This is a genomic window from Nocardia sp. NBC_00416 (assembly GCF_036032445.1).
In the GTDB taxonomy this organism is placed as follows: Bacteria; Actinomycetota; Actinomycetes; order Mycobacteriales; family Mycobacteriaceae; genus Nocardia.
In genome coordinates this window covers 3604088-3628941 of sequence record NZ_CP107932.1, presented here as the reverse complement: position 1 = coordinate 3628941, position 24854 = coordinate 3604088, and the positions used below count along the sequence as shown (strand labels likewise).

The 24854-nt window shown below is 68.7% G+C and carries 22 protein-coding genes; 14 read left to right on the top strand and 8 right to left on the bottom strand.

The genetic code is table 11. The features are described 5' to 3' along the window. The first annotated feature begins 191 nt into the window (after nt 1–191). The 7 genes from OG804_RS15285 to OG804_RS15255 all read left to right on the top strand — a co-directional run bounded on the left by OG804_RS15285 (nt 192) and on the right by OG804_RS15255 (nt 6700). Nucleotides 192–1028: an aminoacyl-tRNA hydrolase gene (locus OG804_RS15285; RefSeq protein WP_328398420.1), complete on the top strand. Its 837-nt coding sequence runs from the start codon at nt 192–194 to the stop codon at nt 1026–1028. Nucleotides 1029–1127: 99 nt separating this feature from the next. Next, entirely contained in the window at nt 1128–1961 is an 834-nt protein-coding gene (locus tag OG804_RS15280) for an ABC transporter ATP-binding protein (protein ID WP_328398048.1), read from the top strand. A 130-nt stretch (nt 1962–2091) separates the two neighbouring features. Next, a complete protein-coding gene (locus tag OG804_RS15275; RefSeq protein WP_328398418.1) occupies nt 2092–2925 on the top strand; it encodes an NUDIX hydrolase in 834 nt (277 codons plus the stop codon). An 11-nt stretch (nt 2926–2936) separates the two neighbouring features. Then, complete coding sequence (locus OG804_RS15270) at nt 2937–3725, top strand: enoyl-CoA hydratase-related protein (protein WP_328398046.1); 789 nt, start codon at nt 2937–2939, stop codon at nt 3723–3725. A gap of 127 nt (nt 3726–3852) precedes the next feature. Next, entirely contained in the window at nt 3853–4830 is a 978-nt protein-coding gene (locus OG804_RS15265) for a class I SAM-dependent methyltransferase (RefSeq protein ID WP_328398044.1), read from the top strand. Further along, a complete protein-coding gene (locus OG804_RS15260; protein WP_328398042.1) occupies nt 4830–6029 on the top strand; it encodes a class I SAM-dependent methyltransferase in 1200 nt (399 codons plus the stop codon). Before OG804_RS15265 ends, OG804_RS15260 begins: the two co-directional genes overlap by 1 nt. Before the next feature lie 59 nt (nt 6030–6088). Beyond that, on the top strand, nt 6089–6700 hold the full coding sequence (locus OG804_RS15255; RefSeq protein WP_328398040.1) for a GNAT family N-acetyltransferase: 612 nt from the start codon (nt 6089–6091) through the stop codon (nt 6698–6700). A 35-nt stretch (nt 6701–6735) separates the two neighbouring features. Here OG804_RS15255 and OG804_RS15250 read toward each other — a convergent pair whose 3' ends face one another. Continuing rightward, nucleotides 6736–8202, bottom strand: coding sequence for a hypothetical protein (locus OG804_RS15250; protein WP_328398038.1), 1467 nt, complete (start codon nt 8200–8202; stop codon nt 6736–6738). After that, the gene (locus tag OG804_RS15245; protein ID WP_328398036.1) at nt 8199–10226 is read right to left on the bottom strand and encodes a hypothetical protein; all 2028 of its coding nucleotides are present in this window, start codon (nt 10224–10226) and stop codon (nt 8199–8201) included. Before OG804_RS15245 ends, OG804_RS15250 begins: the two co-directional genes overlap by 4 nt. Nucleotides 10227–10674: 448 nt before the next feature. Here OG804_RS15245 and OG804_RS15240 point away from each other — a divergent pair, with 448 nt between their 5' ends. Further along, nucleotides 10675–11217, top strand: a complete 543-nt coding sequence (locus tag OG804_RS15240; RefSeq protein WP_328398034.1) for a DUF1697 domain-containing protein — start codon at nt 10675–10677, stop codon at nt 11215–11217. A 6-nt stretch (nt 11218–11223) separates the two neighbouring features. Here the strand turns inward: OG804_RS15240 and OG804_RS15235 are convergent, their stop codons facing one another. Further along, complete coding sequence (locus tag OG804_RS15235; RefSeq protein ID WP_328398416.1) at nt 11224–11964, bottom strand: acyltransferase; 741 nt, start codon at nt 11962–11964, stop codon at nt 11224–11226. A 144-nt stretch (nt 11965–12108) separates the two neighbouring features. Between OG804_RS15235 and OG804_RS15230 the strand changes: the two genes are divergently transcribed. Further along, nucleotides 12109–13419, top strand: a complete 1311-nt coding sequence (locus OG804_RS15230) for an outer membrane protein assembly factor BamB family protein (protein ID WP_328398032.1) — start codon at nt 12109–12111, stop codon at nt 13417–13419. Nucleotides 13420–13471: 52 nt separating this feature from the next. Here OG804_RS15230 and OG804_RS15225 read toward each other — a convergent pair whose 3' ends face one another. Genes OG804_RS15225 through OG804_RS15215 form a run of 3 tightly spaced genes read right to left on the bottom strand, consistent with a single transcriptional unit; the run spans nt 13472 to nt 17063 of the window. Next, entirely contained in the window at nt 13472–14725 is a 1254-nt protein-coding gene (locus OG804_RS15225; protein WP_328398030.1) for a glycosyltransferase family 4 protein, read from the bottom strand. Further along, entirely contained in the window at nt 14722–16263 is a 1542-nt protein-coding gene (locus OG804_RS15220) for a glycoside hydrolase family 57 protein (RefSeq protein ID WP_328398028.1), read from the bottom strand. Before OG804_RS15220 ends, OG804_RS15225 begins: the two co-directional genes overlap by 4 nt. Continuing rightward, entirely contained in the window at nt 16260–17063 is an 804-nt protein-coding gene (locus OG804_RS15215; RefSeq protein WP_328398026.1) for a class I SAM-dependent methyltransferase, read from the bottom strand. The genes OG804_RS15220 and OG804_RS15215 overlap by 4 nt, the downstream gene beginning before the upstream one ends. A gap of 194 nt (nt 17064–17257) precedes the next feature. Here OG804_RS15215 and OG804_RS15210 point away from each other — a divergent pair, with 194 nt between their 5' ends. From OG804_RS15210 to OG804_RS15190, 5 genes are all read left to right on the top strand, one after another. Further along, on the top strand, nt 17258–18043 hold the full coding sequence (locus tag OG804_RS15210; RefSeq protein WP_328398024.1) for an electron transfer flavoprotein subunit beta/FixA family protein: 786 nt from the start codon (nt 17258–17260) through the stop codon (nt 18041–18043). A 37-nt stretch (nt 18044–18080) separates the two neighbouring features. Then, nucleotides 18081–19037, top strand: coding sequence for an electron transfer flavoprotein subunit alpha/FixB family protein (locus tag OG804_RS15205; RefSeq protein ID WP_328398022.1), 957 nt, complete (start codon nt 18081–18083; stop codon nt 19035–19037). A 585-nt stretch (nt 19038–19622) separates the two neighbouring features. Then, nucleotides 19623–20189, top strand: coding sequence for a hypothetical protein (locus OG804_RS15200; protein ID WP_328398020.1), 567 nt, complete (start codon nt 19623–19625; stop codon nt 20187–20189). 189 nt (nt 20190–20378) lie between these two features. Beyond that, nucleotides 20379–21221, top strand: coding sequence for an SDR family oxidoreductase (locus OG804_RS15195; RefSeq protein ID WP_328398018.1), 843 nt, complete (start codon nt 20379–20381; stop codon nt 21219–21221). Nucleotides 21222–21261: 40 nt separating this feature from the next. Beyond that, nucleotides 21262–21585 (top strand): hypothetical protein, encoded by a 324-nt coding sequence (locus tag OG804_RS15190; RefSeq protein WP_328398016.1) that lies wholly within the window; start codon nt 21262–21264, stop codon nt 21583–21585. A 436-nt stretch (nt 21586–22021) separates the two neighbouring features. Here the strand turns inward: OG804_RS15190 and OG804_RS15185 are convergent, their stop codons facing one another. Continuing rightward, nucleotides 22022–22876, bottom strand: a complete 855-nt coding sequence (locus OG804_RS15185; RefSeq protein WP_328398015.1) for a cupin-like domain-containing protein — start codon at nt 22874–22876, stop codon at nt 22022–22024. Nucleotides 22877–23377: 501 nt separating this feature from the next. Continuing rightward, complete coding sequence (locus OG804_RS15180) at nt 23378–24826, bottom strand: MFS transporter (protein ID WP_328398013.1); 1449 nt, start codon at nt 24824–24826, stop codon at nt 23378–23380. Nucleotides 24827–24854: the final 28 nt, after the last annotated feature.

Here is a 24854-nt window from a genome sequence, read left to right as displayed (position 1 = left end):
GGGTGCGGGCGATCCGAGGGCCAGGGGTCGATGCTCGGGGCTCGTCACCTTCGGCGGCTGCGGTTCGGGTGCGGAACGGCGGGGCGCGACCCTTTGCCGGGCTTGCTGAACTCGGCACCACGGCGGGTCGTGGTGCGGCGCGTGGGTAGGCTGTCGTCCCGTGATGGTCGGGTGCTGGGAGGGTTGGTGTGATGCCGGATAGCGGGTTGACGGATGTAGCGGTGAACGGCCGCGAATCGGATGTGGTTCCGGATCTCCCGGACGACGAGGAACTCGACTTCTTCACCGACCCAGGCTTTTCCGAGCGTCACACCGAACTCGCCGCGGGGTACGGCGGCCTGGGCGATCCCGACGATCCGGCCGAGGTGCAGGCCATGCAGATGGTGCTGTATCTGCCGAAGGCCGAACTGCCGGCGCGTAGCGATGTGCTGGCCGCCGCGGCGGCCGCGGCGGTCGCACTGTGTCTGGACCCGCGGGTGGGGTCCGAAGGGGAATGGGAACAGCGGTATCTGGCGTGGAAGCGGTCGCGGATCAGGAAGGTGGCGCGGCGGGCCCGCGGCGCCCAGTGGGCGGCCGCGAACGAGGTGGCGGGGGTGACCGTCGAGAGCGGCGGCGCGCTGGTGCGGGCACTCGTTCCCGGGCCGGTCGGTTCGGTCGACGCCCGGATCAGGCGGCTCCAGATCGGCGGCACCGATCTCGAATCCGATGATCCCGGCCCGGTTCCGCTGGATGTCCCGGTGTTCTGGGTGAACGCGGAACTCGGGATGACGGTCGGCAAGGCCGCGGCGCAGGTCGGGCACGCGAGCATGCTGTTCGCCGGTGCGCTTCCGGTCGAACAGGCTCGGACGTGGGCCCGGCGCGGCTTCGCCTGTGCGGTGCGCGAGGCCGGGCCCGACCAGTGGGAGATGCTGCGGGCGGCGGTCACCCGCAGTGCGGCGACCGCGGTACGCGACGCCGGTTTCACCGAGGTCGCCCCTGGTTCGACGACGGTGATCGCGACCCGGCCCGCGCGGCCGGACCAGTGGTAGCAGGACGCGGCGGGACCGGCGCCCGATGAGAGCACCGGTCCCGGTGATCCGGCGAATCGCGGGTGCCCGGTGCCGCGATCACGTTCGCCTCGAGACAAGATGGAGCCCGTGGCGCACCCCGATCCAGATTTGCTCATCGACTTCACCAACGTTTCCATCCGCCGCAACGGGCACACCCTCGTAGGCCCGATCACCTGGCAGGTCGAACTCGACGAACGCTGGGTGATCCTGGGTCCCAACGGTGCCGGTAAAACCTCGCTACTGCAGATCGCGGCGGCCGAGACGCATCCCTCGTACGGCACCGCCTACGTACTCGGTGAACGACTGGGCAAGACCAACATCAGCGAACTGCGCCCCCGGATCGGACTGTCGTCCGCGGCGCTGGCGGCCCGGATCCCCGCCGAGGAACGGGTCGCCGATCTGGTGGTCTCGGCCGGCTACGCGGTCTTGGGCCGGTGGCGCGAGAAATACGACGACGTCGACACCGACCGTGCGATCGATATGTTGGAAAGCCTGGGGGCCGAGCATCTTCTGGACCGCACCTACGGCACGCTGTCGGAGGGCGAACGCAAACGGGTCCTGATCGCCCGGGCCCTCATGACCGACCCGGAACTGCTGCTGCTGGACGAACCGGCGGCAGGCGTGGATCTGGGCGGCCGCGAGGAGTTGGTGGAGAGCCTCGGCGACCTGGCCGCCGATCCCGACGCGCCGGCGCTGGTCCTGGTCACCCATCACGTCGAGGAGATCCCGCCCGGATTCACCCACTGCATGCTGCTCAGCGAGGGCGAGATCGTCACCCAGGGCCTGCTCGACGATGTGCTGACCGCGGAGAACCTGAGCGAGGCGTTCCGCCAGTCGATCGCCCTGGACCGTATCGACGGCCGCTTCTTCGCCCGCCGGGCCCGCCGGTTGGGGCGGCACCGCTCACGGTAGCCGCGGTACCTCGACTCCCGCGCCGCCGGACACTGTAAAAATCGGCCCGGCTAGTGTGCGAAGGGTGAGTGAGACGACTGTGCCGGACTCGATCGACGAGGTGCCCGAGGCCAGGGACGCTTCGACCGTCATGTTGGTGCGCGACGGTGCCGAGGGCCCCGAGGTGTTCCTGCAGCGGCGGGCCGGAGCCATGGATTTCGCGGCCGGAATGACCGCTTTTCCCGGTGGACGGGTGGATCCCGTGGACGCCGAGGTCGCGATCGAATGGGCCGGTCCCGCGCCGCGGTGGTGGGCGCAGCGGTACGGGGTGTCCGAGGCGCGGGCCAAGGCACTGGTCTGTGCGGCGGTGCGGGAGACCTTCGAGGAGTGCGGGGTACTGCTTGCCGGGCCCACCGCCGATACCGTGGTCGCCGATACGGTCGGCTATCGCGGGGAGCGGGCGCGCATCGAGGGCCGCGATCTGACGCTGTCGGAGTTCCTGGCCGAGCAGAACCTGGTGCTACGCGCCGATCTGCTGCGTCCGTGGGCGCGCTGGATCACCCCCACGGTGGAACGCCGCCGCTACGACACCCATTTCTTTGTCGCCGTACTGCCCGAGGGCCAGCTGGCCGACGGCGCGACCTCGGAAACCGATCTGGTGCAGTGGTCCACTCCGGCTGCGGCGCTGGCGACCTGGAAAGCCGGCGAGCACGTCCTGCTCCCACCGACCTGGTCGCAGCTGACCGCGCTGGCCGCCTATTCGAGTACCGCCGAGATCCTGACCGCCGAGCCGCGGATCGACCCGATCCAACCGGTCTTCGGCGAGGTCGACGGGAAGAAGCTGCTGCAGTTCCCGGACAATATGCGCTATTTCGCCGAGCTCCCGGATCCGTCCCGGCTGGTCGGTTCCAAGGGGATGCGCGATACCGATCCGTCGCTGCTGGGTGGTTCGAGGAATTCCGGCGGCACCGCGGACGCCCGGTAGCGTAACCGCCCATGGCGGAATACGTATCCCTGTCCCGGCTCGGCTCCGATCACCCGGACGGGGCCGAGCGCGGTGTGGCGGTGCTGCGGATCGCTCGTCCTCCGATGAACCTGCTGAACACTCAGTTGATCCGGGAGATCGCCGAGGCCGCCGCCGCCTGCGGCGCCGACCCCGCGATCGCCGCGCTGGTCGTCTACGGTGACGAGCGGGTGTTCTGCGCGGGCGACGATCTGGCCGAACTCGCCGAGCTCCCGGCCGAACAGGCCGCCGCCATGGCCGCCGATCTGCAGGCCGCCCTCGGCTGCCTGGCCGCGATTCCGCAACCCACGGTGGCCGCGATCAGTGGTTACGCGCTGGGAGCGGGGCTCGAACTGGCCCTGGGCGCGGACCGGCGGATCATCGGCGACAACGTGAAACTGGGTCTGCCGCAGATCGAGGCCGGGCTGATCCCGCTCGCCGGTATCCGGCGGCTGTCGCTGCTGATCGGTCCGGGGGCCGCCAAGGACCTGGTGTTCAGCGGGCGGTTCGTCGAACCGGACGAGGCGGCGCGACTCGGCCTGGTGGATCAGGTCGTCGCTCCCGACGATGTGCTGGAGTCCGCGCTGTCCTGGGCCCGGCAGTTCGTCACCGGCCCGGCCCGGGCGCTGGCGGCGGCCAAAGCGGTGTTCGAGGCCGGACCGCACGGTCACGAGCGGGCCCGTACGGAGTGGGCGGAGCTGTTCACCACCGCGGACCAGCGGATCGGAACCCGCTCCTACCTGCGCGACGGTCCGGGAACGGCCGAGTTCACCGGCCGCTGAACGAGGCGCGGACCACCGTGACTATCCGGCGGCATCGGACCCCCGACCGAGAAGGCCAGGCGTCCCTCCGGCCGTGCGCGGACTGCGGCTGGGCTCCGCCCAGATGCACCCATTAGGCTTTCCCTCCATGACGGTACGCCCCGACGACCCCGCACCACATCCGCACGCCACCGCCGCGGAGGTCGAAGCTGCATTCGAGGACACCAAGCTCGCCCAGGTGCTCTATCACGACTGGGAAGCAGAGACCTACGACGACAAATGGTCGATTTCCTATGACGAACGCTGTATCGAGTACGCCCGCGGCCGGTTCGACGCCGCGGTCGGCGAGGTGGATCTGCCCTACGATCGGGCCCTGGAACTCGGTTGCGGAACCGGTTTCTTCCTGCTGAACCTCATGCAGTCCGGTATCGCGAAGAGCGGATCGGTCACCGACCTCTCGCCCGGCATGGTGAAGGTCGCACTGCGCAACGCCGAACATCTGGGTCTGGATGTGGACGGCCGGGTCGCCGACGCGGAAACCATCCCGTACGAGGACGACACCTTCGACCTGGTGGTCGGGCACGCGGTTCTGCACCACATTCCGGATGTGGAGCAATCGCTGCGGGAATGCCTGCGGGTGCTGCGGCCGGGCGGCCGGTTCGTCTTCGCCGGCGAGCCCACCACCATCGGCAATGTCTACGCCCGCAACCTGGGCAATATCACCTGGAAGGCCACCACCGCCCTCACCAGGCTCCCGTTCCTGCGGGATTGGCGCCGCCCCCAGGAAGAGCTGGACGAATCGTCGCGTGCGGCCGCGCTGGAGGCCGTGGTCGACCTGCACACGTTCGATCCGACCCAGCTCGAGGACATCGCCCGTTCGGCGGGCGCCGTCGAGGTCGCCGCACACACCGAGGAGTTCGCCGCGGCCCTGTGGGGCTGGCCGGTGCGGACCTTCGAGGCCGCGGTCCCGGACGAGAAGCTCACCTTCGGCTACCGGATGGCGATGTACCGCGCCTGGCTCGGCTTGAGCTGGGTGGACGAGAACGTGATGCGCCACGTGGTGCCGCGCCAGTTCTTCTACAACGCCATGATCACCGGAGTGAAACCGGCCGCCGGCGCGAGCTAGTGGGGTACGGCTTCAGTGCGGCCGAAATCGCCTACCTGGGTTCGGTGCCGGGTACGGCCGCGCTGGCCGAGGTCGCGGAATACGAGCTCAGCGCCGCGTCGCAGGTGCGTGACGCGGCGAGCGTCCGGCGCCGGCACGGTGACCGGGCGCCCGCGCTGATCGAAACCGTGCGTCTGCGCCGCCGGGCGGCGGCCAAACTGTCCGGCGCGCGCGACTGGCTGCTGACCGATGACGCACTTCAACAGGCCACGCCCACCCTGGTGGCCCGGCATCGCGCCCGGCGGCTCGCCGGTCGCGACGTCCACGATGTGACCTGCTCGATCGGCGCGGAACTGGTCGAGTTGGCCCGGCACTGCCCCCGGGTCGTCGGCAGTGACCTGGACCCCCTCCGGCTCGCCATGGCCCAGCACAACCTGACTCGTCCGGTACCGGACGCGGCGGCGGCCGGGCAGCGCGCGACCGTGCTGCTCGCCCGCGCCGACGCGCTGGCGCCGTGCACATCCGGGACGGTCGTCGTCGCCGATCCGGCGCGGCGGTCCGGCGGGAAGCGCACCCACGACCCGCGCGCGCTGCAGCCGCCGCTACCGGATCTGCTGTCGGTGTACTCCGGTCGCGATCTGGCCGTGAAATGCGCTCCGGGATTGGATTTCGACCGGCTCGACTGGGACGGCGAGATCGAGGTGATATCGCTGGACGGCGCCGTCCGGGAGGCTTGTCTCTGGTCGGCGGGACTGCGCGAACCCGGTGTCACCCGCCGGGCCACCGTTCTCGGCACCGCGGGCACGGCGACCACGCTCACCGATGCCGATCCCGGCGAGATCCCGGAGCGGGAACCGGGGGAGTGGATCATCGACCCGGACGGCGCGGTGGTGCGGGCCGGATTGGTTCGCCACTACGCGGCCCGCCATGGTCTGTGGCAGCTGGATCCGCGGATCGCCTATCTCACCGGCGACCGTCTCCCCGCGGGCGTGCGGGGCTTCCGGATCATCGGTACCTGTGACTTCCGGGAGAAGGCGCTGCGGTCCGAACTCCGCCGCCTCGATTGCGGTCGGCTCGAGATCCTCGTGCGCGGAGTGGAGGTCGATCCCGATGCGCTGCGCCGACGGGTGAAGCCCACCGGTTCCCGGCCGTACACGATCGTGATCACCCGGATCGGCCGCACGGCCACGGTCTTCCTGTGCGAGGCCTCGCGCCTGTGAAGCGGTCCCGGAAGAAATGAGGACCCCGTGAACTGGTCCCGGAGGAAATGAGGACAACGATGCGAAGCGAGTACTGGCAGCGTCCACCCACGCTACGCGGCGACCACGTACTGCTGCGCCCGCTGGAGTCCGGCGATGCCGGCGAGTTGGCGGCCGCGCACGACGATCCCGAAACACTGCGTTACTTCCCCTACGGCATCGAATCGCAGCCGCCGTCACCGGAAACGGTCGCCGCCGCCCTGTCCTCCGGTCGTCAGGTGCTGGTGCCGGTGGATCTGCGTGACGGCCGGATCGTCGGAACCACGTCGCTCTACAACATGGACGAGCAGCACGGTCGGGTCACCATCGGCTACACCTGGTACTCGCGCGCGGTGCGCGGCACCGTCTGCAACCCGGAGAGCAAACTGCTGCTGTTGGACCATGTCTTCGCCACCCTCGGCGCGGTCCGGGCGGAGTTCACCGTCGACGATCGGAATCTGCTGTCCCGCAAGGCCGTCACCGCTCTCGGGGCGGTCGAGGAGGGCGTACTCCGCCGGCATGGCCGCCGTCGCGACGGCACTCGCCGGGATACGGTCGTCCACGCGATCCTGGCCGACGAGTGGCCGTCCGCGCGAATCCGGTTGAACGAACGCATCGCTCGCCGCGCGGTCTCCGCCGGGCCGACGCCGTAGGCCGCGCCGCCGGGTCTCGACTGTTATCGGACCGGTTACGGAAGTCCGAGATATCGCGGTGGCGCTCCGTCCAATGCCTCGAGGATCGGAATGGGCTTATTCGTCGGCAGGCCGTTCTCGTCGAACGAGAGCACTCCGCTGGCCCCGAGGATCGCGGTCTGGTCGTGCAGGCTGTTCATCGCCTGGAGGACCTGGTCCGATTGCACGTTGTCCGCCGCGTATCCGGCCGCCCGCCGGATCGCTTCGACAGCTGTCACCGCGGCGTCGTGTTCCATGACGGCGGCGAAGTCGTCCAGATTGTCGTCGGAGAGGTCCCGATAGCAGACGGGTCCGGTACAGCCGAGCGAGAACTGTTCGACGGAGTACGGATTGAACAGCTCCGGGTGGTCCTGCCAAGCCTGCCGATGGACGAGTCCGGTGTACAGCACCGAGACCTCGGTCCCCAACGCCATCCGGGCGGGGCTGTCCGAGAGGCGGTAGTACGCCATATCGTCGGCGGTGACCACTCGGATCGGGGTATCCCCGCAGCGGCGTCCGGCGAGCTGGGTCAGAAATTGCAGTGCGTGCGCGGCCCGGCCCGCGAAATAGACGGTGTCCGGGGCGTTCTGGCAGATATTCGGCATCATGAAATGGAACGCGTTGTCCAGGTTGCCGATTTCGGAGTCGTAGATCTCCTCCCTACCGGCGAAACGCTGCGGATCGTCGGGGAAACTACTCGCGAAGGCTTCGGCGAGGGTGCGCCCGTAATGGTCGGCCGGGCTGTCGTCGCGGACGATCAGGATTCGTCGGCTGAGCGTGGACAGATACTCGGCGGCGGTCCGCGCGTGCTCCGCGGCGGACGGCGAAACCCGCAGGAATCCGCGCAGTGCCGGCAGATCGTCCGCGGTGAGCGTGGAGCCGACGACCGGTATCCGCAGTTCGGAAAGACGTTCGATGGTCCGGAACGCGTTGTCGACACTGAACGAGATACCGGTGACCGCGACGATGCGGTCGGCCGCGCGCCGTGCCTCGATCGCGCCGACCGCGGTTTGCCATTCGGCGAATTCGATCCCGGGGTTCCCCAGCAACAGTCTGATCTTGGGTGTATCGCCCCAGGTTCCGGTCCGGTTCGCCGCGAGTTGGGCCAGATGCGCGCCTTCGAGCCGATGCCGGATACCGGACACGGTCGCGATGCGCTCGGGCTTGTCGCCCGTGGTCATCGGCGACAGCAGCACGATGCTCACATACGGTTGCCCGGAGGTCTCCACCGACCGGTTCTCGTCGAGGATGCGGTGCTCGATATCCGTGAGCTCCGCATCGAAGATCGTGCTGCCGTCGGTGATCCCGACGCATTCGTCGTTCGGCCCGCTGTGGACGACCCCCGCTCCGCAGCTGTTGTCCGACCGGAAGACCGTGGGCAGCCAGGTCACCGCGCCGACGACCAGTATTACCACCACGACGAGGGCGGGTACCCACCACCATTTCCGGTAGCCGGGCGGTGGGGGTTGGATCAGGGTGCTCATCGGTACCTCTCCGCCCGTTCGTACAGCAGCAGCGCCCCGCGGCCGAGTCCCCGGGCCAATTGACGGAACTCGTTCTCGATGGTGCGATCCAGGGTCCGCTGCGGGTCACCGAGCGGGTCGTTGGAGACCCACAGCGCGGTGATCAGCCAGGCCATATCGTGTTCGGGTTCCAGACCGTTGTCCCGGACGATCGCCTCGACCTGCGCGAACGGGGTTCGCTCGGCGTCGACGCGGCGCGGAGCGGAGGTGATCAGATCCAGATCGGACAGCCAGGCGGTGGCGGTGGTACGGCCGAACTCGGAGTGTCCGGGCAGGAACGGCCGGCTCAGATATTCGATGGCGCCGTCCAGGCGGCCCAGCGCGAGATCGTGGTAGAGGGCCTCGGCCTCGGCCGCCGTCTCGCCTTCGGTGAACTTGCGCCGGTACACCTCACGGCAGATCGTGTGGGCGCCGTCCCAGCTGCGCGGATCGTCGGGTTCGCGGTCGGCGAGCTCACAGAGCAGGATCCGGCGCAACCAGATGTCGAGCACCATCTCCGGTTCCGCACCGTCGACGGTGCGGATCCACAGTCGATTGCGTACTTCCTGCAGCAGCGCTTCGCCGTCGGGCAGGGTGGAATCCAGGACCTCCGGTTGGTACAGCACATCCACGGTGCGTCCCGCCGCGGACGTCACCAGATCGCGCAGATTCTCGGCTTCCGGGAAGTCGCCCAGGAGCCGCTCGCGGGCCCGCTCGAGCACGGTGCCCGGTACATCGACCGGTTCCGGCAGCGGATCGTGCCGGGTGCCCACGGGGGTGGTGAGAACGGTGCGCGCGCCAGTGAGGGCGTCGTCCGCACCGGACTGACCCAGTGCGGCGATGACGTCCACGGTCGCGGCGGCGTTTCCGCCGGTGAGGCCCCGGACGAACGCCGCGACCCGGGGGACCGAACGCATGCGCTGGTCGGCGGTGAGGTCACCGGTGGTCTGCGCGCTCAACCGGCTCAGATCCACCAGATACCACGGGAACCAGGAGGTCGCCGGATTGTCCGCCGCCGCCCAGTCCGCGAGGACATCGGGCGGGTTGCGCGGGACGGGCCACTCGAGACCCCCGGTTCGGTGTTCGGGTTCGCGGCGTTCGGTGTCGTCGCTGAACCGATGGATACCGGGACGGTGCCAACATTCGCTCCACGCCGGCAGCCACTGCGCGCTGGCGGCGACGACTACCAGCGGATCGGGTTCGGCGCCGTTGCGTCGGCGCGCCTCACGCAGGGTCTGCAGGAAGAGTCGTCCCGCGGGGGTGTGCGCATTGTCCAGCAGTAATACGGAGTTGAGCGTGCGCCGCGATCCGCGCACGCCGGCGTAGGCGTGCCGCAGATCGTGCAGGAACGCCATACCGAAGATGGCGTCGGCCTCGGCGCGGGACTCGTCGTCGCCGTGCGCCCATTTGGCGAGGTCGATGAGCATGTCTTCGCGCCGGATCTGATCGCCGGTCAGCCGTGGGCCCTGGCTGATCCGACGCCTGATGTTGAGCCGGTTCAGGCTCTGCAACAGGGATTCCACGGCCATGCCCACCCACGGGGACAATCCTTCGGGCACCTGTCCCGCGGCGTCGAGGATATCGGTGACGCCCTTGCTGCGCGCCTCCATCGGCTGGGCGCTGGAGACGACCTGACGCAGATTCTGCAGCGCCGTCCGGCGATTGTCGTCGTGGGTGTGCAGTGTGCTGCCCACCGCCACCACACACAGCCACAGCTGCGGAAAGGCGATCCGGCCGAACTGCCGTCGGTGCCGGCCGAGTTCGAAGGCGAGCTCCCCGAACACCTCCCGGGGCGCCCGATCGCCCAGGCTCAGATCGACCCGGGCCAGTGGAAGTTTCGCGCAACGCTCTGCGAGCGCGTGCAGCAGAACGGTTTTCCCGCTGCCGGGCGGCCCCACCGCGACCACCACCGGCAGCAGCCGGCTCCGCCCTTCGGGCCGTTGGACCAACTGCTCGATCAGCAGTCCGGTGATCGGCTCCAGCCCATGCAATTTCGGGCCTTCCACAGGTTTCCCCTCCCGGATCGGCATCGATATCCGGCATATCGATTTCCGGCACCGCACGGACGCCCCGGCCGTCCCGGCGTGCGCAGGGTGAACCGGTCGAAGATATCGATCAGTACAGCCATCCTAGGCAATTACGTTGCTGCTGTTGGGCTCCGCGGAAAAGCCGAATGTGAAACGGTGACATGCGGTGCGGACGGGCGAGCCCGAGCTCCGGGCAACGGTCAGATCCTCGACCAGGAGGCCGACAACGACGACAACCAGCAGAGGGGGCTCGGGGGATACTGCACGGTGCACACGAGACCGGCGTTTCCGGGTGCCCGCTGCTCGGCGGCCGGCTCCGACCGGAGTTCGAGCGGCAGGGCCGAAGCGGTGGCCGGGGCTGGGCGGGAGCTCCGACGTCCCCTGGATGTGCGGGGCGGGTGTCGGTGTGCCGGGGTACGGTCGCCACATGACGGTGTACGCGGCATTGCTACGCGGAATCATGCCCAGCAATCCGAATATGAGCAACGAGAAACTGCGCGGCGTGTTCACCGGACTCGGATTCACCTCGGTGGCTTCGGTGCTGTCGAGCGGCAATATCGTCTTCGCCGCCGAGGAAGGCGATATCGCCGAGCTGGAGGATCGGATCCAGGAGTCCCTGAACGCCGAACTCGGCATTCCGGGCGGGACGATCATCCGCTCCGAGGCCGAACTGCGCGAGTTGCTCGACCGTGACCCGTTCACCGGTTTCACCCACGGTCGCGACACCTACCTCACCACGACCTTCTTCAAAAGGCCCGGCGCGCCCGCGCTGCCCGCGGACGACGATCCGCTCACCACGATCATCGGCTATGACGCAGAGGCCCGCGCTTTTCTGGCGGTGATCGACAACAGCACGCCGAAGACCCCGAATTTCATGGCATGGCTCGAACGCGCCTACGGCAAGGACATCACCACGCGCACCTGGCTCACCGTGCAGCGGATCGTCAAGAAGATGGACGCGGTGCAGTAGGGCCGTTCACACGTCCTGCGCGACCCCGTTCTTCTTGCGTTCGATATCGGCCAGGGCCGCCTCCCGGGCCGCGCGCGCGGCGGCCTGGGCTTCCCAGCTGGATTTCCGGTTCTTCACCACCCGGGCGGGGGCGCCGACCGCGATGCTGTAGTCCGGGATCTCGCCCTTGACCACCGCGTGCGCGCCGAGCACGCAGCCGCGGCCGACCCGGGTCTCCCGCAGGACGGTGACCTTGGCGGCGATCCAGGTATCCGGGCCGATCCGGACCGGGCTCTTCACGATGCCCTGGTCCTTGATGGGCAGGGTGATGTCGTCCATCCGATGATCGAAGTCGGTGATGTAGCACCAGTCGGCGACCAGGGTGGATTCCCCGATCTCGATATCGAGGTAGGTGTTGACCACGTTGTCCTTGCCGAACACCACTTTGTCGCCGATCCGCAGCGAGCCCTCGTGGCAGCGGATGGCGTTGCCGTCGCCGATATGGACCCAGCGGCCGATCTCCAACCGGCCCAGCTCAGGGGTGGCGTGGACCTCCACATTGCGCCCCAGGAACACCATGCCGCGCAGGATCACGTGCGGATTGGCGAGACGGAATTTGGCCAGCCGGTAGTAACGCACCAGGTACCAGGGGGTGTAGGCGCGATTCGCCAGCACCCAGCGTAGCGAGGCGAGGGTGAGGAACCGGGCCTGCCGCCGGTCGCGTCGCCGGGAGCCCTGCCACCGTGAGCGCAGCGGTGCGCCCCACATGCTCGTCACGAACGTCTCTCCTCGGATCCTGTGCCCATTACTGCCGACAGCCTACTTTCGTGCTCGGGAGCCCCGGCCTATACCCTTCCGTTAATCTCACACACAGGTGGGCCCGGGGAGCAGGACGACGGAGGAGACCAGCAGGTGCGTATCGGCGGCGGCGTACGGACCGTGTCCTGGCTTGCGGTGGCGGTGGCCGCGATGGGGGTGCTCACCGCGTGCGGCACCGATGTCGACGACATCACCGTCGGACGGGGCCTGGGCTGGCCGGCTCCCGGACACGAGAGCCGCAACAGCGGTACCACCCCGGTGGCAGGTTCGCGGGCACTGAGCCTGCAGTGGTCCCGCCCGGTCGGGGGGCCGGTCGCCGCGCCGCTGACGGTCGGCTCGGAGGGCCAGATCTTCGTCACCAGCCGCACCGACGCGGAATGCGACATCTTCTCCTACCAGATGCGCACGGGACGTAAGCGTTTCTGTAATCCGTTGGGCCCCAATGCCATCTACTCGCCCACGCTGCTCGACGGCGCGAGCAACGTGTACGTCGGTCTGGACAGCGGGGTGGAATCGGACAATCAACTCGGTCAGCCGCGCTGGCGCACCCCGGTGGCCGGGGTGCCCACCGGTATGCAGTTCACCGGCGACGGCCATCTGCTGGTGATCACCCAGTCGGGTCAGGTGGACGTCCTGGAACGGCAGACCGGCAAACGGATGGTGCCCACCCAGCAGTTGCTGCCGCAGCCCGATTTCCTGCAGAGCCCCGATCTGGACTGGCCGGCTGCCGGTACCGGTCTCGCGGACTGTCGTGACGGCGGCCCGGACTGCGCCGTCGCCACCGTGGCCGCGATGGACACCGGTTCCGGGCGCATCTACGCGACGGTCCGCAAACCCGGCGAAGCCAGGGCTGCTCTGGTGGCGCTGCGCTACGCCGACGGAAAGGTCCGGCAGGAGTGGAGCCGCGAGATCCTCGCGGACGGCAGCGCCACCGACCCTGCCCTGTCCGCCGACGGCGCGACGCTCTACGTCGGTGACAACAGCAAACGCCTGATCGCCGTGAACACCGCCGACGGCACCCCCAAGTGGGAGGCGCAACTGGATTGGCAGCCGCGCCGCGGTATCTCGGTCTCCGACGACGGCCTCATCATCCCGGCCGGTGACGACGGCTATCTGCTGGCGCTGCGGGATAACGGGAACAGTTTCGAAAGGGTCTGGGAACGTAAGGATCTCGCGCTGCGGGGGAGCCCGGTGCAGAGCGCGGGCGGCACCGGGTACGTCACCGCCGCCATCGGCACGGGGCTGAACCTGGTGACCTTCGATACCGGAACCGGGGCCACCCTGGACTCCGATGTATTGCCCGGCGCGCAGGGCAGCACCACCGGCACCGCGGTCGGCGCCGAGGGCGAGGTCGTGGTCGCCACCCGGATCGGCGAGATCTTCGCGTTCGGCGAGAACGACTGACCCTCCCGCGCTGCGCCCACCCGACGTCCGTGCGTCGGGACGGCCGGTCGGGCTATTGCGGATCTCGTTCCGGCAGCGGTCGTTCCACGATCACCGGCCGGCCGAGCGGATTGCGCACCCGCCGCTTGGCGTCGGAATAGATCCCGGCGGTCTCCGCTGCCACCACATCCCAGGCGAAATCCGCGGTCAGCCGTTCCCGCGCCGCGAAGGCACGGTGCTGCGCGGCGGCGGGATCGTCGAGTACCGAGATCGCCGCCTCCACCAGGCCGTTGACGTCCGCGGGTTCGAACGACGCCCCGGTCACGCCGTCGATGACGGCCTCACCGAGCCCGCCCGCCGTCGACGTGACCAGCGGTGTTCCGGCCGCGGCGGCCTCCAGCGCGACGATCCCGAACGGTTCGTAACGGCTCGGCAGCACGATCGCGTCGGCGCCGTGCAGCCAGCCGAGCAGTTCGGTGTGATCGAGCTGTCCCGCGAAATGCACCGCCCGCGCGACCCGATGTGTCCGGGCGCGTTCGCGCAGCCACTCGAACTGGGTGCCGACCCCCGCTATGGTCAGCACGGTGCCGGGATGGGCCCGCCGGATCCGGGGCAGCGCGGCGATCGCGTCCTGCACACCCTTCTCGTATTCGAGCCGTCCCACGTAGAGCAGCCGGGGCGGGCCGCCGCGCGGTGAGCGGGTGCGGAATTTCCACGCCCCCACATCGATTCCGTTGCGGATCACGTGCACCGGCACCCGGTCGGGTCGATAGAGCCGTTCGACTTCGTCTTTCATCGACGCGGAGCAGGTGATCAGCACATCGGATTCGTTGGCCAGCCACCACTCCACCGAATGCACTTGACGGTTGACCCGGCCCGCGACCCAGCCGCTGTGCCGTCCGGCTTCGGTGGCATGGATCGTCGAAACCAGTGGAACGTCGTAGTATTCGGCCAGCGCGATCGCGGGATGGGCCACCAGCCAGTCGTGCGCGTGCACCACATCGGGGGTCCAGCCCTCGCCGATGCCCGGCTTGTCCAGCGCGATACCGGCCCGCACCATCGCGTGTCCCATGGCCAGCGTCCAGGCGAGCATGTCCTCGCCGAAGTCGAAGATCGGCGGATCCTCGGCGACCGCCACCACCAGTACACCTTCGGCGACGAACGAATGGGTGGGATGGGTGGCCGGGCTGGTGCCGGTGGGTCGCCGGGCCAGTACCACCACTTCGTGACCGGCCGCGGCCAGCGAGGTCGCCAGGTGGTGGACATGCCTGCCCAGTCCACCGACCACCACCGGTGGGTACTCCCACGACACCATCAAGATTTTCATCGCGGTCCTTCTGCTGGGGTGACGCGTAGCCTACGCGCGTCCAAGGCCGGGAATACTCCGTCGGCCACCGCCCATCCTGCCGCCAATTGGCGCGCTCTGCCGAGCTGGCCCGCACCGACGGCGCCGGCGATCTCGCGGACCGCGTGCGCGTGCTCGTGGGCGCGGTCGCGGGCGTAACCGGCGGCGGAGTCCTTGCTGACCATGAACGCCCAGTCGCTGGACACCGCCAGGATCGCTTCGCGCAGTAGCTGATCGGCGACCGGGTCGCGTCCGGTCGGCGCCGCGGCGCGCATCTTGGCGGCGGTGTCGAGCGCGAGCCGCACGATCTCTTCGTTCAGATCGACCAGGTCGCTGACCTGGTCACCGGCCCAGACCCGCCAGTCCTTGCCCGAGCCCCACGACGAATCGTCCAGCGGCACCGGCTCGCCGACGTAACCGCGGTCCCGGGCGTCGGCGAGGGTGCCGACAGTGACCCCGGCCTCGGGCAGCGCCCGCAGCACCTGCGCCAGCCATTGCGGGCCCTCGTGCCACCAGTGTCCGTACAGTTCGGTGTCGAACGCGGCGACCACGAGCGCCGGACGCCCGATACGTTCGGATTCGGCGATCAGCCGCTCCCGGACCGTTTCGACGAAGTCCGCCACATCGCGTTCGATCTGGGCCGCGGCGAGGTCCGGGTCGTAGGGCGCTTTATCGGGTCCGGCCACGGTTTTGCCGGTGACCCGCGCGGGTTTGAGCCCGGTGGCGTGGTCGTAGTGGTGGAAGTCCCGGTACGCCCCGTGCCCCGGGTAGCCCGATTTCGGCGACCACACCCGGTAGCTGACCGTGAGGTCGCGGCCGAACGCCAGTACCGGGGAGTCGCGTACCGGCCGGCCGAGGGTGGTGTCGCCGCGCAGCGCGGGTCCGTCGACCATGAAATGCGTCACACCCGCGGCGGCGTAGCCCTGTTCCATTCCGGGGGTGAACCCGCATTCCGGCGCCCAGATCCCGGACGGGGTGTGCCCCCAGCGCAGGCGTGCGTCGGTGAGCCCCTCGCGCAATTGGAAGTCCCGCAGCCGTTCGTCCAGCAGCGGCTGGAACGGGTGAGCCAGCGGACCGCCCAGGAGTTCGATGACGTCGGCGTCGAGCAGCTGCCGCCAGACCGGTGCGGCGCCGTGCCGCCAGTTCTGCTCGAATTCGGCCAGTGCGGCCGCGGCGAGCCGGTGTTCGTGGCTGCCCAGCGCGGTATTCCCGGATTTCGAGGCCTCGTCGGCGCGCAACTGCCAGTTGCCCAGCCAATGGTGCATACCCGCCAGGGAGTGCGGGTCGTCGAGCTGCGCGGCCAGGACCGGGGTGATCCCGAGGGTCAGCAGATGCGAGCGGCCCTCAGCGGCGAGGGCGCGCAATACGTCGACTACCGGTAGATACGACGCGGCCCAGGACTGATAGAGCCATTCCTCACCGACCGGCCAGCGGCCGTGATGGGCGAGCCAGGGCAGATGGGAATGCAGGACGAGCGTGAACTGTCCGGGTACCGCGTCGCGGGTCGTCCTGCCGCTCAAGGCTTCACCGCGACGGCCACCAGATCCAGGCTGGCGTCGATGTTTTCGGGGGTCAGCTCGAAATCGCCGACCGAGATCGCGGCGACGTCGGCGGTGAGTTCGGCCGGCCAGGGCTCACCGGCCAGTGCGCGTTCGATCTGCGCGTCGATGAACGAGCCGCCGTGTTTGGCGTCGAGCGCCCGCAGGCTCGGCCCGTGGTGGACGCCCGTCATCAGGTCCACCCGGAATCCGGCGTCGACGAGGAGTTCGGTGAGTTCGGCGGCGCTCAGTTCGCGGGTGTGAAAAGGGTTGAGCGGGGTGTCGCGGCCGGGGGAGAAGGTGATCCGGTTCGGGGTGCTGATGAGTAGTTCGCCGCCCGGGCGAAGCACCCGCAGGCATTCCCGCAGGAATTGCAGTTGGTCCCAAAGATGTTCGATCACTTGGAAATTCACCACGGTGTCCACGGCGGAGTCGGCCAGCGGCAGCGTGGCGAGGTTGCCGCGGATCATCGCGACACGTGGATATCGCGCGCGGACGTGCGCGGCCGCGCTCCGGTCGTAGTCGAGCCCGACCACCGCCGTCGCGACCCCGGCGATCATATTCGCGCCGTACCCCTCGCCCGAGCCGGCTTCGAGGACGACCCCGTCCGCGCAGCGCGACAGCAGACGGTCGTAGACGATCTCGTGCCGGCGGAACCAGTAGTTCTCCTCCGCGATGCCCGGCACCGTCCGCTCGCCGGTCAACGGCAGCGGTTCCAGTACGTCCAGCGGTTCCAGTACTTCCTCGGCGGCCGGTGCGGCGGGAATCACAGCCTCGCTCATTGCGACGAGGTTACTGGTACGGCCCGGTACGGGAGACGCCCGGTGGCCCCTCCGGGACGCCCGCCGCGTAAGTTACCCACCAGTAACTTAACGTAGGGTAATGTCTCGCCCTGAGCTACTCACATGGACGTACGGCCGTTGGAGATCGTGCGACCGCCCCACAGGTAACCAGAACAGGAGGTCGACGAAGACCGATGCCGAATATCGTCGTACTCATCAAGCAGGTGCCCGATACCTGGTCCGAGCGCAAACTGACCGACGGTGACTTCACTCTCGATCGTGAAGCCGCCGACGCGGTGCTCGACGAGATCAACGAGCGCGCCGTCGAAGAAGCCCTCCTGATCAAGGAGGCGCAGGGCGGCGAGGTCACCGTGTTGGCCGCCGGACCGGATCGCGCCACCGAGGCCATCCGCAAAGCGCTGTCCATGGGCGCCGACAAGGCCATCCACATCAACGATCCGGCCATCCACGGCTCCGACACCGTGCAGACCGCCTGGGTGCTCGCCGGCGCGCTGGGCCAGGTCGAGGGCGTCGAACTGGTCATCGCCGGTAACGAGGCCACCGACGGCCGCTCCGGCGCCGTCCCGGCCATCATCGCCGAATACCTCGGCATTCCGCAGCTCACCCATCTGCGCAAGCTCACCGTCGACGGCGAGAAGATCACCGGCGAGCGGGAGACCGACGACGGTGTCTTCAAGCTGGAGGCCTCGCTCCCGGCCATCGTCAGCGTGACCGAGAAGATCAACGAGCCGCGCTTCCCGTCCTTCAAGGGCATCATGGCCGCGAAGAAGAAGGAAGTGCAGACCTTCACCCTGGAAGACCTGGGTATCGACCCGTCGACCGTGGGCGTGGCCAACGCCGGCACCTCGGTCACCGCGTCCACCCCGAAGCCGCCGCGTACCGCGGGCGAGAAGATCAGCGACGAGGGCGACGGCGGCACCAAGATCGCCCAGTACCTGGTCGGCCAGAAGATCATCTGAGACCCGCACCCGCAGCAACTTCTAGGAGAAGAGACAAATGGCAGAAGTACTTGTGCTCGTCGAGCACGCCGACGGTGCGGTCAAGAAGGTCAGCACCGAACTGCTGACCGCCGCCGCCGCCCTGGGCGAACCGGCCGCCGTGGTGACGGGTCCCTCCGGCACCGGCGACAAACTGGCCGACGCGCTCACCGCGGCCGGCGCCGCCAAGATCTACATCGCCGAATCCGATGATGTGGACGGCTACCTGGTCACCCCGAAGGTCGATGTGCTGGCCGGCCTCGTCGAGTCCGCGTCCCCGGCGGCCGTGCTGGTCGCCGCGACCGCGGAGGGCAAAGAGGTCTCCGGCCGGCTCGCCGCCCGGATCGGGTCGGGCCTGCTCGTCGATGTCATCGACGTGAAAGCCGACGGCACGGCCGTGCACAGCATCTTCGGTGGCGCGTTCACCGTCGACGCCAAGGCCACCGGCGATGTCCCGGTCATCTCGGTGCGCCCGGGCTCGATCGAGGCCAAGCCCACCGCCGGCGCCGGTGAGAAGGTCACCGTCGAGGTCCCCGCGCAGGAAGACGGCGTCGTCAAGGTCACCAGCCGGGAGCCCGTCGTGGCCGGTGATCGTCCCGAACTCACCGAGGCGAATATCGTCGTCTCCGGTGGCCGCGGTGTCGGTTCGGCCGATAACTTCTCGGTGGTCGAGGCCCTCGCCGATTCGCTGGGCGCGGCCGTGGGCGCGTCCCGTGCCGCGGTCGACTCCGGCTACTACCCGGGTCAGTTCCAGGTCGGCCAGACCGGTAAGACGGTCTCCCCGCAGCTGTACGTCGCCCTGGGTATCTCGGGTGCGATCCAGCACCGGGCCGGTATGCAGACGTCCAAGACCATCATCGCGGTCAACAAGGACGAAGAGGCGCCGATCTTCGAGATCGCCGACTACGGCATCGTGGGCGACCTGTTCAATGTCGCCCCGCAGCTGACCGAAGAGGTCAAGAAGCACAAGGGCTGATCACTGGCGGCGTCGTCCGCGGATAGTCGCAGCTGTGCCCGGCCGGATAACCCGGCCGGGCACAGCTGTTTCCAGCGTGCACCGGGGCCCGCCGGTGCTCAGCTCCCTGGAGTGCCGGCGAGAATTCTGGAACCGGCGAGCAGATCCGCCAGCGGGAGCAGGCTGCGGCGGGCGGTGCGGCTGGGCGTCCACCAGTGCCTTCATCGATGTCTACCGCCATGCCCTCGGACGCACGCCCGGCAGTTCGCGGCGGCGGAGCTCCTGGGCGGCGACGCGGTGCGCACCGCAGGGTCGAAGCCGCGTCAAATCCGATTCGGATCGGTCGGCGGCGACCCGGAATAGAAATTCGTCCGACTTCTTCCGGTCCCGCAATTCAGTGGCGACAATTACGGTACAGACCATTCGGAAGCGTTGCCGCGGAACAGTTTACGAATCACTTTCGTGTCCTCTGATTCGCTGATGAATACAGTGGAATTCGCTATGCTGTGCGCGTCGATCGGCGGGGTCGGCGCGACTGCGTGATGATCGGGCGCCGATCTCGACAATTCAACAGGGGCCGCGGTGGCGGTAGAAAAAGGGGGAACTGTGCACGGCCGTAGCGAGTTCGGACCGTTGCCGGACTGCCGGACCGTATCGACCGTGTTCGCGCGCGCCGCCGAGTTCGGTGCGCACGGCGCCGCCGATTTCGGCTGCCCCATGCTCGATTCCGTCGCCGGGCTGGTCGATGCGCACCGGCGGATGGCGGTAGTGCAGCCGAGCTGGGACGATGTGGTGCTCACGTGGGTTCCGGGACAGGTCGGCCCGGAACTACCGGAAATGGACGTCCACGCGGATCCGTTCACCGGCGTATGGGAGGACGCGCAGCGCCACATCCTCGCGATAGATTTCGAAGCGCACCGAGTCCTGGGGGAATCCGCCGGAGGCGCGGTGCGACACCACGAGGGGCTGGGCTCGGTTTTCGCGCGCATGGCGCACCTGTACACGATCTCGTTCGATCGGTTCATATCGGACGGACCCGAGGCGCCGAACCGTCGGCAATTGATCCGCGCGTATATCGCCTACGAAAACCTCGCGCGTCGACTGGCCGACGGAAAAAGATGTCTGCCGCCGTTGTTCGGCGGTTCGGTCGCCGATGATATCGGCGACCGGTGATCCGCCCATCCGCGAGTGAGTGTGGATCGGCGGCGCGGCACCCTTACCCGGGTAAGGATGCTTCCGGATGAGCGCCACCCGCGGATCATGCGGAAATCAACCCGTGGACCGATGCCTCGGTGCGGGCCGGCCGTGAGGATGGTGATGTCGTCCGCCGCTGGGGCGGGTACGGGGTGAAGCGGAGGGTTCATGAAACTGGAAGCCGGGCAGGTCGGCGTCGTCACCGGCGCCGCGAACGGAATCGGCCGGGCGGTGGCCGCCGCACTGGTCGACCGCGGCCTGCGGGTCGCGGTGGCCGACGTGGACGCCGACGCCCTGGAACAGACCGCGGCAGACCTCGGCGATCAGGTGATCGCGGTGCCCACCGATGTCGCCGAGCTCGACCAGGTGCGCGCGCTCGCCGACCGGACGCTGGCCGCGTTCGGCCGGGTGGACCTGGTCGTCAACAATGCCGGCGTGGGCGCCGGCGGACCGAGTTGGGCCATCGACCCGGCGAACTGGAACAGGGTCTGGTCGGTGAACGTGGGCGGTGTGGTCAACGGTATCCACGTGTTCACCCCGCACCTGATCGCTGCCGGTCACGGCCATATCGTCAATACCGCGTCGCTGGCCGGGCTGACTGTGGGCATGTTCGGCGCGCCCTACGCGGCGAGCAAGAGCGCGATCATCGCCATCTCGGAATCGCTGCGCGGCGAACTCGGCCTGATCGCCCCGGATGTGGGCGTCACAGTGGTGTGCCCGGGTCCGGTGGACACTCAGATGTTCCGTGGGCTCACCGAACTCGCGGCGCCGGACGGCGCGGCGCAGCAGTCGGAGACGATGCCGCCGGAGGTCCTGGCCCAGCTCGCGCCGATGATGGACGCGATCGCCGAGATGGCGAAGGATATCGTGCCCACCGGCCGGGCAGCGGAGATCATTCTCGCCGCCGTCGAGTCCGGGAAGCTCTACGCGACCACGCATCCGGTGATGGCCCACGCGGCACGGGAACGGGTCGACACGATCCTGGAATCGTTCGGCTCGCCCGCCGGATGATGAGCCACCGTGAGTCGGATCGCCGGACCGAGGAGGCGGTATGACACAACCCGAGGCGCTGGCCCGTCCGGAGTGGCGCGGCACCGGACACCCGCGATTCCCCTTGGCCGCCGCAGTGGAGGGCCACTGGTGGGTCCTACGCGCGAACATATTTCCCGATCACTGCCTGTGGACCTTGTTCGTCGACGGAGTGGTGCGCTACGACATCGAGAAGGTACCGCGCAGTTGGGGTCGGCTCGATTCGGGCACGGCGCCGCCGCTGGACGCCGCCACCGCCGAAACGGTACTGGCTCCGGTGCGGCATCTGGTCGCCTACGGCAGTGAGGTCGGCCGGCCGTGTGACAGCCCGTTCTGCTGCGACTGATGCCTCGGCGCCCGGGCAGGGACACGGTTCCCAGCGAACTCCCAGCTCGGCCCCCAGCCGGCACACAGCGAGCCGAACTAACGTCGCCGACGTCGGGAGCCGATCGGGGCGGTCGGCGAAGGCCAGGGTGCGACAAGGAGTTCCACGATGAAGTCGAAGCCGGCGAGTAAGGCTTTCACGGCCCTGGTCTGCGGAGTCGCAGTGGTGGGGGCCGGCGTGGCGGAAGCCGTGCTCCACCAGCGCCGGCCTCGTTGACGGTAGTGGATCCTGCCGCCCCGAGGCGGCACAGAGCCGACCCGAGGTGCTCCCTCGCCACTCGGGTCACCGGTGGCTCGCCGCGCCGAACCGGCGAGCCCACCGCCGCCCCGGCAGCCACTGCCCGGCTGCCGGGGTCTGCCCGTCCGCACGAAGCGTGCCGGACGGGCAGGCCGGTATCTCAGCCGGCTGCCGGCTGCCGGCGCAGCACCGATTTCAGCCGCGCGGCGCCCCGGAGTACCGACCGTATCGTCTGCGGGAAGAACGCGGCCCGCGCGAACTCGAGGTACCGAGGGTTGTACCGGGCGACGTAGGAGATCGACGCGTCCACCGATTCCACCTGATGCCACCAGAACACCGGGATGTACAGCATGTCCCCGGGGTCGAGTACGACGTCGTAGCTGGACGCATTGCGCAGGCGCGGATAGCTGTCCATATCCGGGTCGAACTCGTCGGCCGGGAGATCGGTGTACGTATCGGCGATATCGCGCGGGATCCGCCCGTACACATTCTTGTACTCGTCGGGGGCGAACAGCCGGACGCGTTCGCTGCCGTGCAGCTGGACCAGCAGCCCGTGCCACGGCTCGTTGCGCAGCGGTGTCAGATCGCCCGCCTGTCCCATCCAGACGCGGCCGGTGGCCGAACTCTGCGACCGGACGCCCACCCGAAGCGGAAGTTGTTCTGCCAGCAGGCCTGCCTCGGTGGCTGCCCGGGGCGTCTCCCGGGTGAACACCGTGCTCGTACTCAGCAGGGCGGATGTTTTCTCGGTGCCGTACTTCTCCCGCACTTGCTCGGGCTGGTAGTCGCCGAAGACCGGCCAGGCGGCAGCGGTACCCCGGAACACCACCGGTTTCTTCCGGTCGAAGGCGGGCTCCAAGGCGATCTCCGGGAGGGCGGGGACCTCCACACCGTGGCGTCCGGGAGCGGGTTTGCGTATCGCGTCCCACAGACTCCGCCCGAGCCATAGCGCGAAACTCGCACCGACGATCGGCACGAGTGTTATCGGCCGTTCGGCATAGCCCTTTGTCGCGACCACTGCTTCTCCTGTCGAACGTTCAATCGCTGGCGGGATTTTCCTCGACTACGGCGTTGCCGACCGGCCCGTGATCCAGCGCGTCTCGCACGCGCAGGGTTTCGGGAAAGGGCGGGAGAAAGCTGTTCCGGCCCATCGAGACACGGGCCGGCCGGTAGTCCGCACGCCATTACTTCGGGCCGGCGCTGCGAAATGTTTCACCGGGTGCTCAGTTCGCTTGCCGCAGCGGTGGACCGGGTGTCGACAAGTGACGGCCTCGGGCGCAGTGCGGACCCTCGAGCAGCGAGCCGGGAATCGGGGTACGGCGGGTGTCGGTGCGCAGGACCGCGGACACCCTGGATCGCTCGCCACTCGGGTCGCTGACGGCCCGTCGTGCCGAATCGGCCCCGCCGACCGATGCCTGGTCGCGGGGCATCGGTCGGCGGGGCCCGGCCCGGCCCGGTACGCGCTGCGCGTACCGGGCCGAACGTGGTTGTGCCCTGTCCGTATTCACCTGGTTTCCGGTCAGGCATCTGCCATGGCCCGAGTTTTCGGCAGGTGCAGGAACAGGGAGATCAGGATCGCGGTGCCGAGGGCGAGGGCTGCGTTGATTCCGATCGCGAATTGCAGTCCCGGGAGCAGTGTGGTCGCGACCACGCCGGTGGCCAGTGCGGACATGACGGGGGTGCCGAGGGCGATGCCGACCTGCTGGCTCATGGTGACCAGCCCGGTCGCGAGGCCCTGCTTGTCCGAGGGCACCCCAGCGGTGGAGGCGACGGTGTAGCCGACGATCGCGATCAGGTTCGCCACGCCACCGAGGAATGTCAGGATCAACACCGGGATAAGCCATGCGCGGCTGTCACCGGCGAAGGCGAGCGGCAACGTCGCGACAGCCTGGACGATCAGCCCGGAAACGATCGCCGTCTTCGCGCTGGTCCTGCCGATGACCTTCGGGGCGATGAGACCGCCGAGCACGGTACCGACACCGAGCACGCCCAGGATGAGCCCGGCGGTGATCGCCGAATAGCCCAGGATTTCCTGCAGGTAGAGGGTGAGCAGGAACACCAGCGAGGTGAACGTACCGAAGGCCAGGAGACCCGCGGTATTGCCCCAGCCGATATTGCGACGCTTCAGCAGCGACGGCGTGACGAGGGGTTCCGCGACCCGGCCCTCGATCTTCAGGAACACCGCGAACAGGATCAGCGCGGCCAGGATCGGCCCCCAGGTTCCGGGGTGCGTCCAACCGGCGTGTCCGGCGTTGTCGATACCGAACACGAGGGCGACCAGCATGAGGGTGATGGTGACCGCGCCCGGCACGTCCAGCTTGGGCCGCGTACCGACGGCGGGTTCGCGCAGTACGAACGGGGCGACGACGGCCACGGCGACGGCGATGATGACATTGATGAAGAACGCCCACCGCCACGACACGGCACCGGTGAGCAGGCCGCCGAGCACGGCCCCGGTGGTGAAACCGGCTGCCATGAGCGCTCCGTTGAGGCCGAGCGCGCGGGAACGAGCGGGGCCCTCGGGGAACATCGTGGTCATCAGCGACAGTGCGGCCGGGGTGACCATCGCGGTGGCGATGCCCTGTCCGACGCGGGCGATGATCAGCGGCAGCGGCGCGGTCGCGAGACCACCGGCGAGGGAGGAGAGGCCGAGCAGGACGATGCCGATCATGAACAGCCGCTTGCGGCCGAACAGGTCGGCGACGCGGCCGAAGAACAGGGTGAACCCGGCGGCGCAGAGCGCGAACGAAGTGACGATCCACTGCAATCCGGAGGTGGCGAAGCCGAGTTCGGTGCCGATACGTGGGAGGGCGACATTGAGGATGGAGAAGTCGACAGCAAGCGTGAAGTTCGCCATCAGAAGGACGGCCATCGCGACCTTCTGCGCCGTGGTGAACTCTCCGGCAGCCATGGAGACCTTCGAAGCGGCGGCCGGAACTGGTGGTGGTGAGGTGACGATTTCGCTCATGCCTCTCAGATTCGAGGAACGCGAGCAG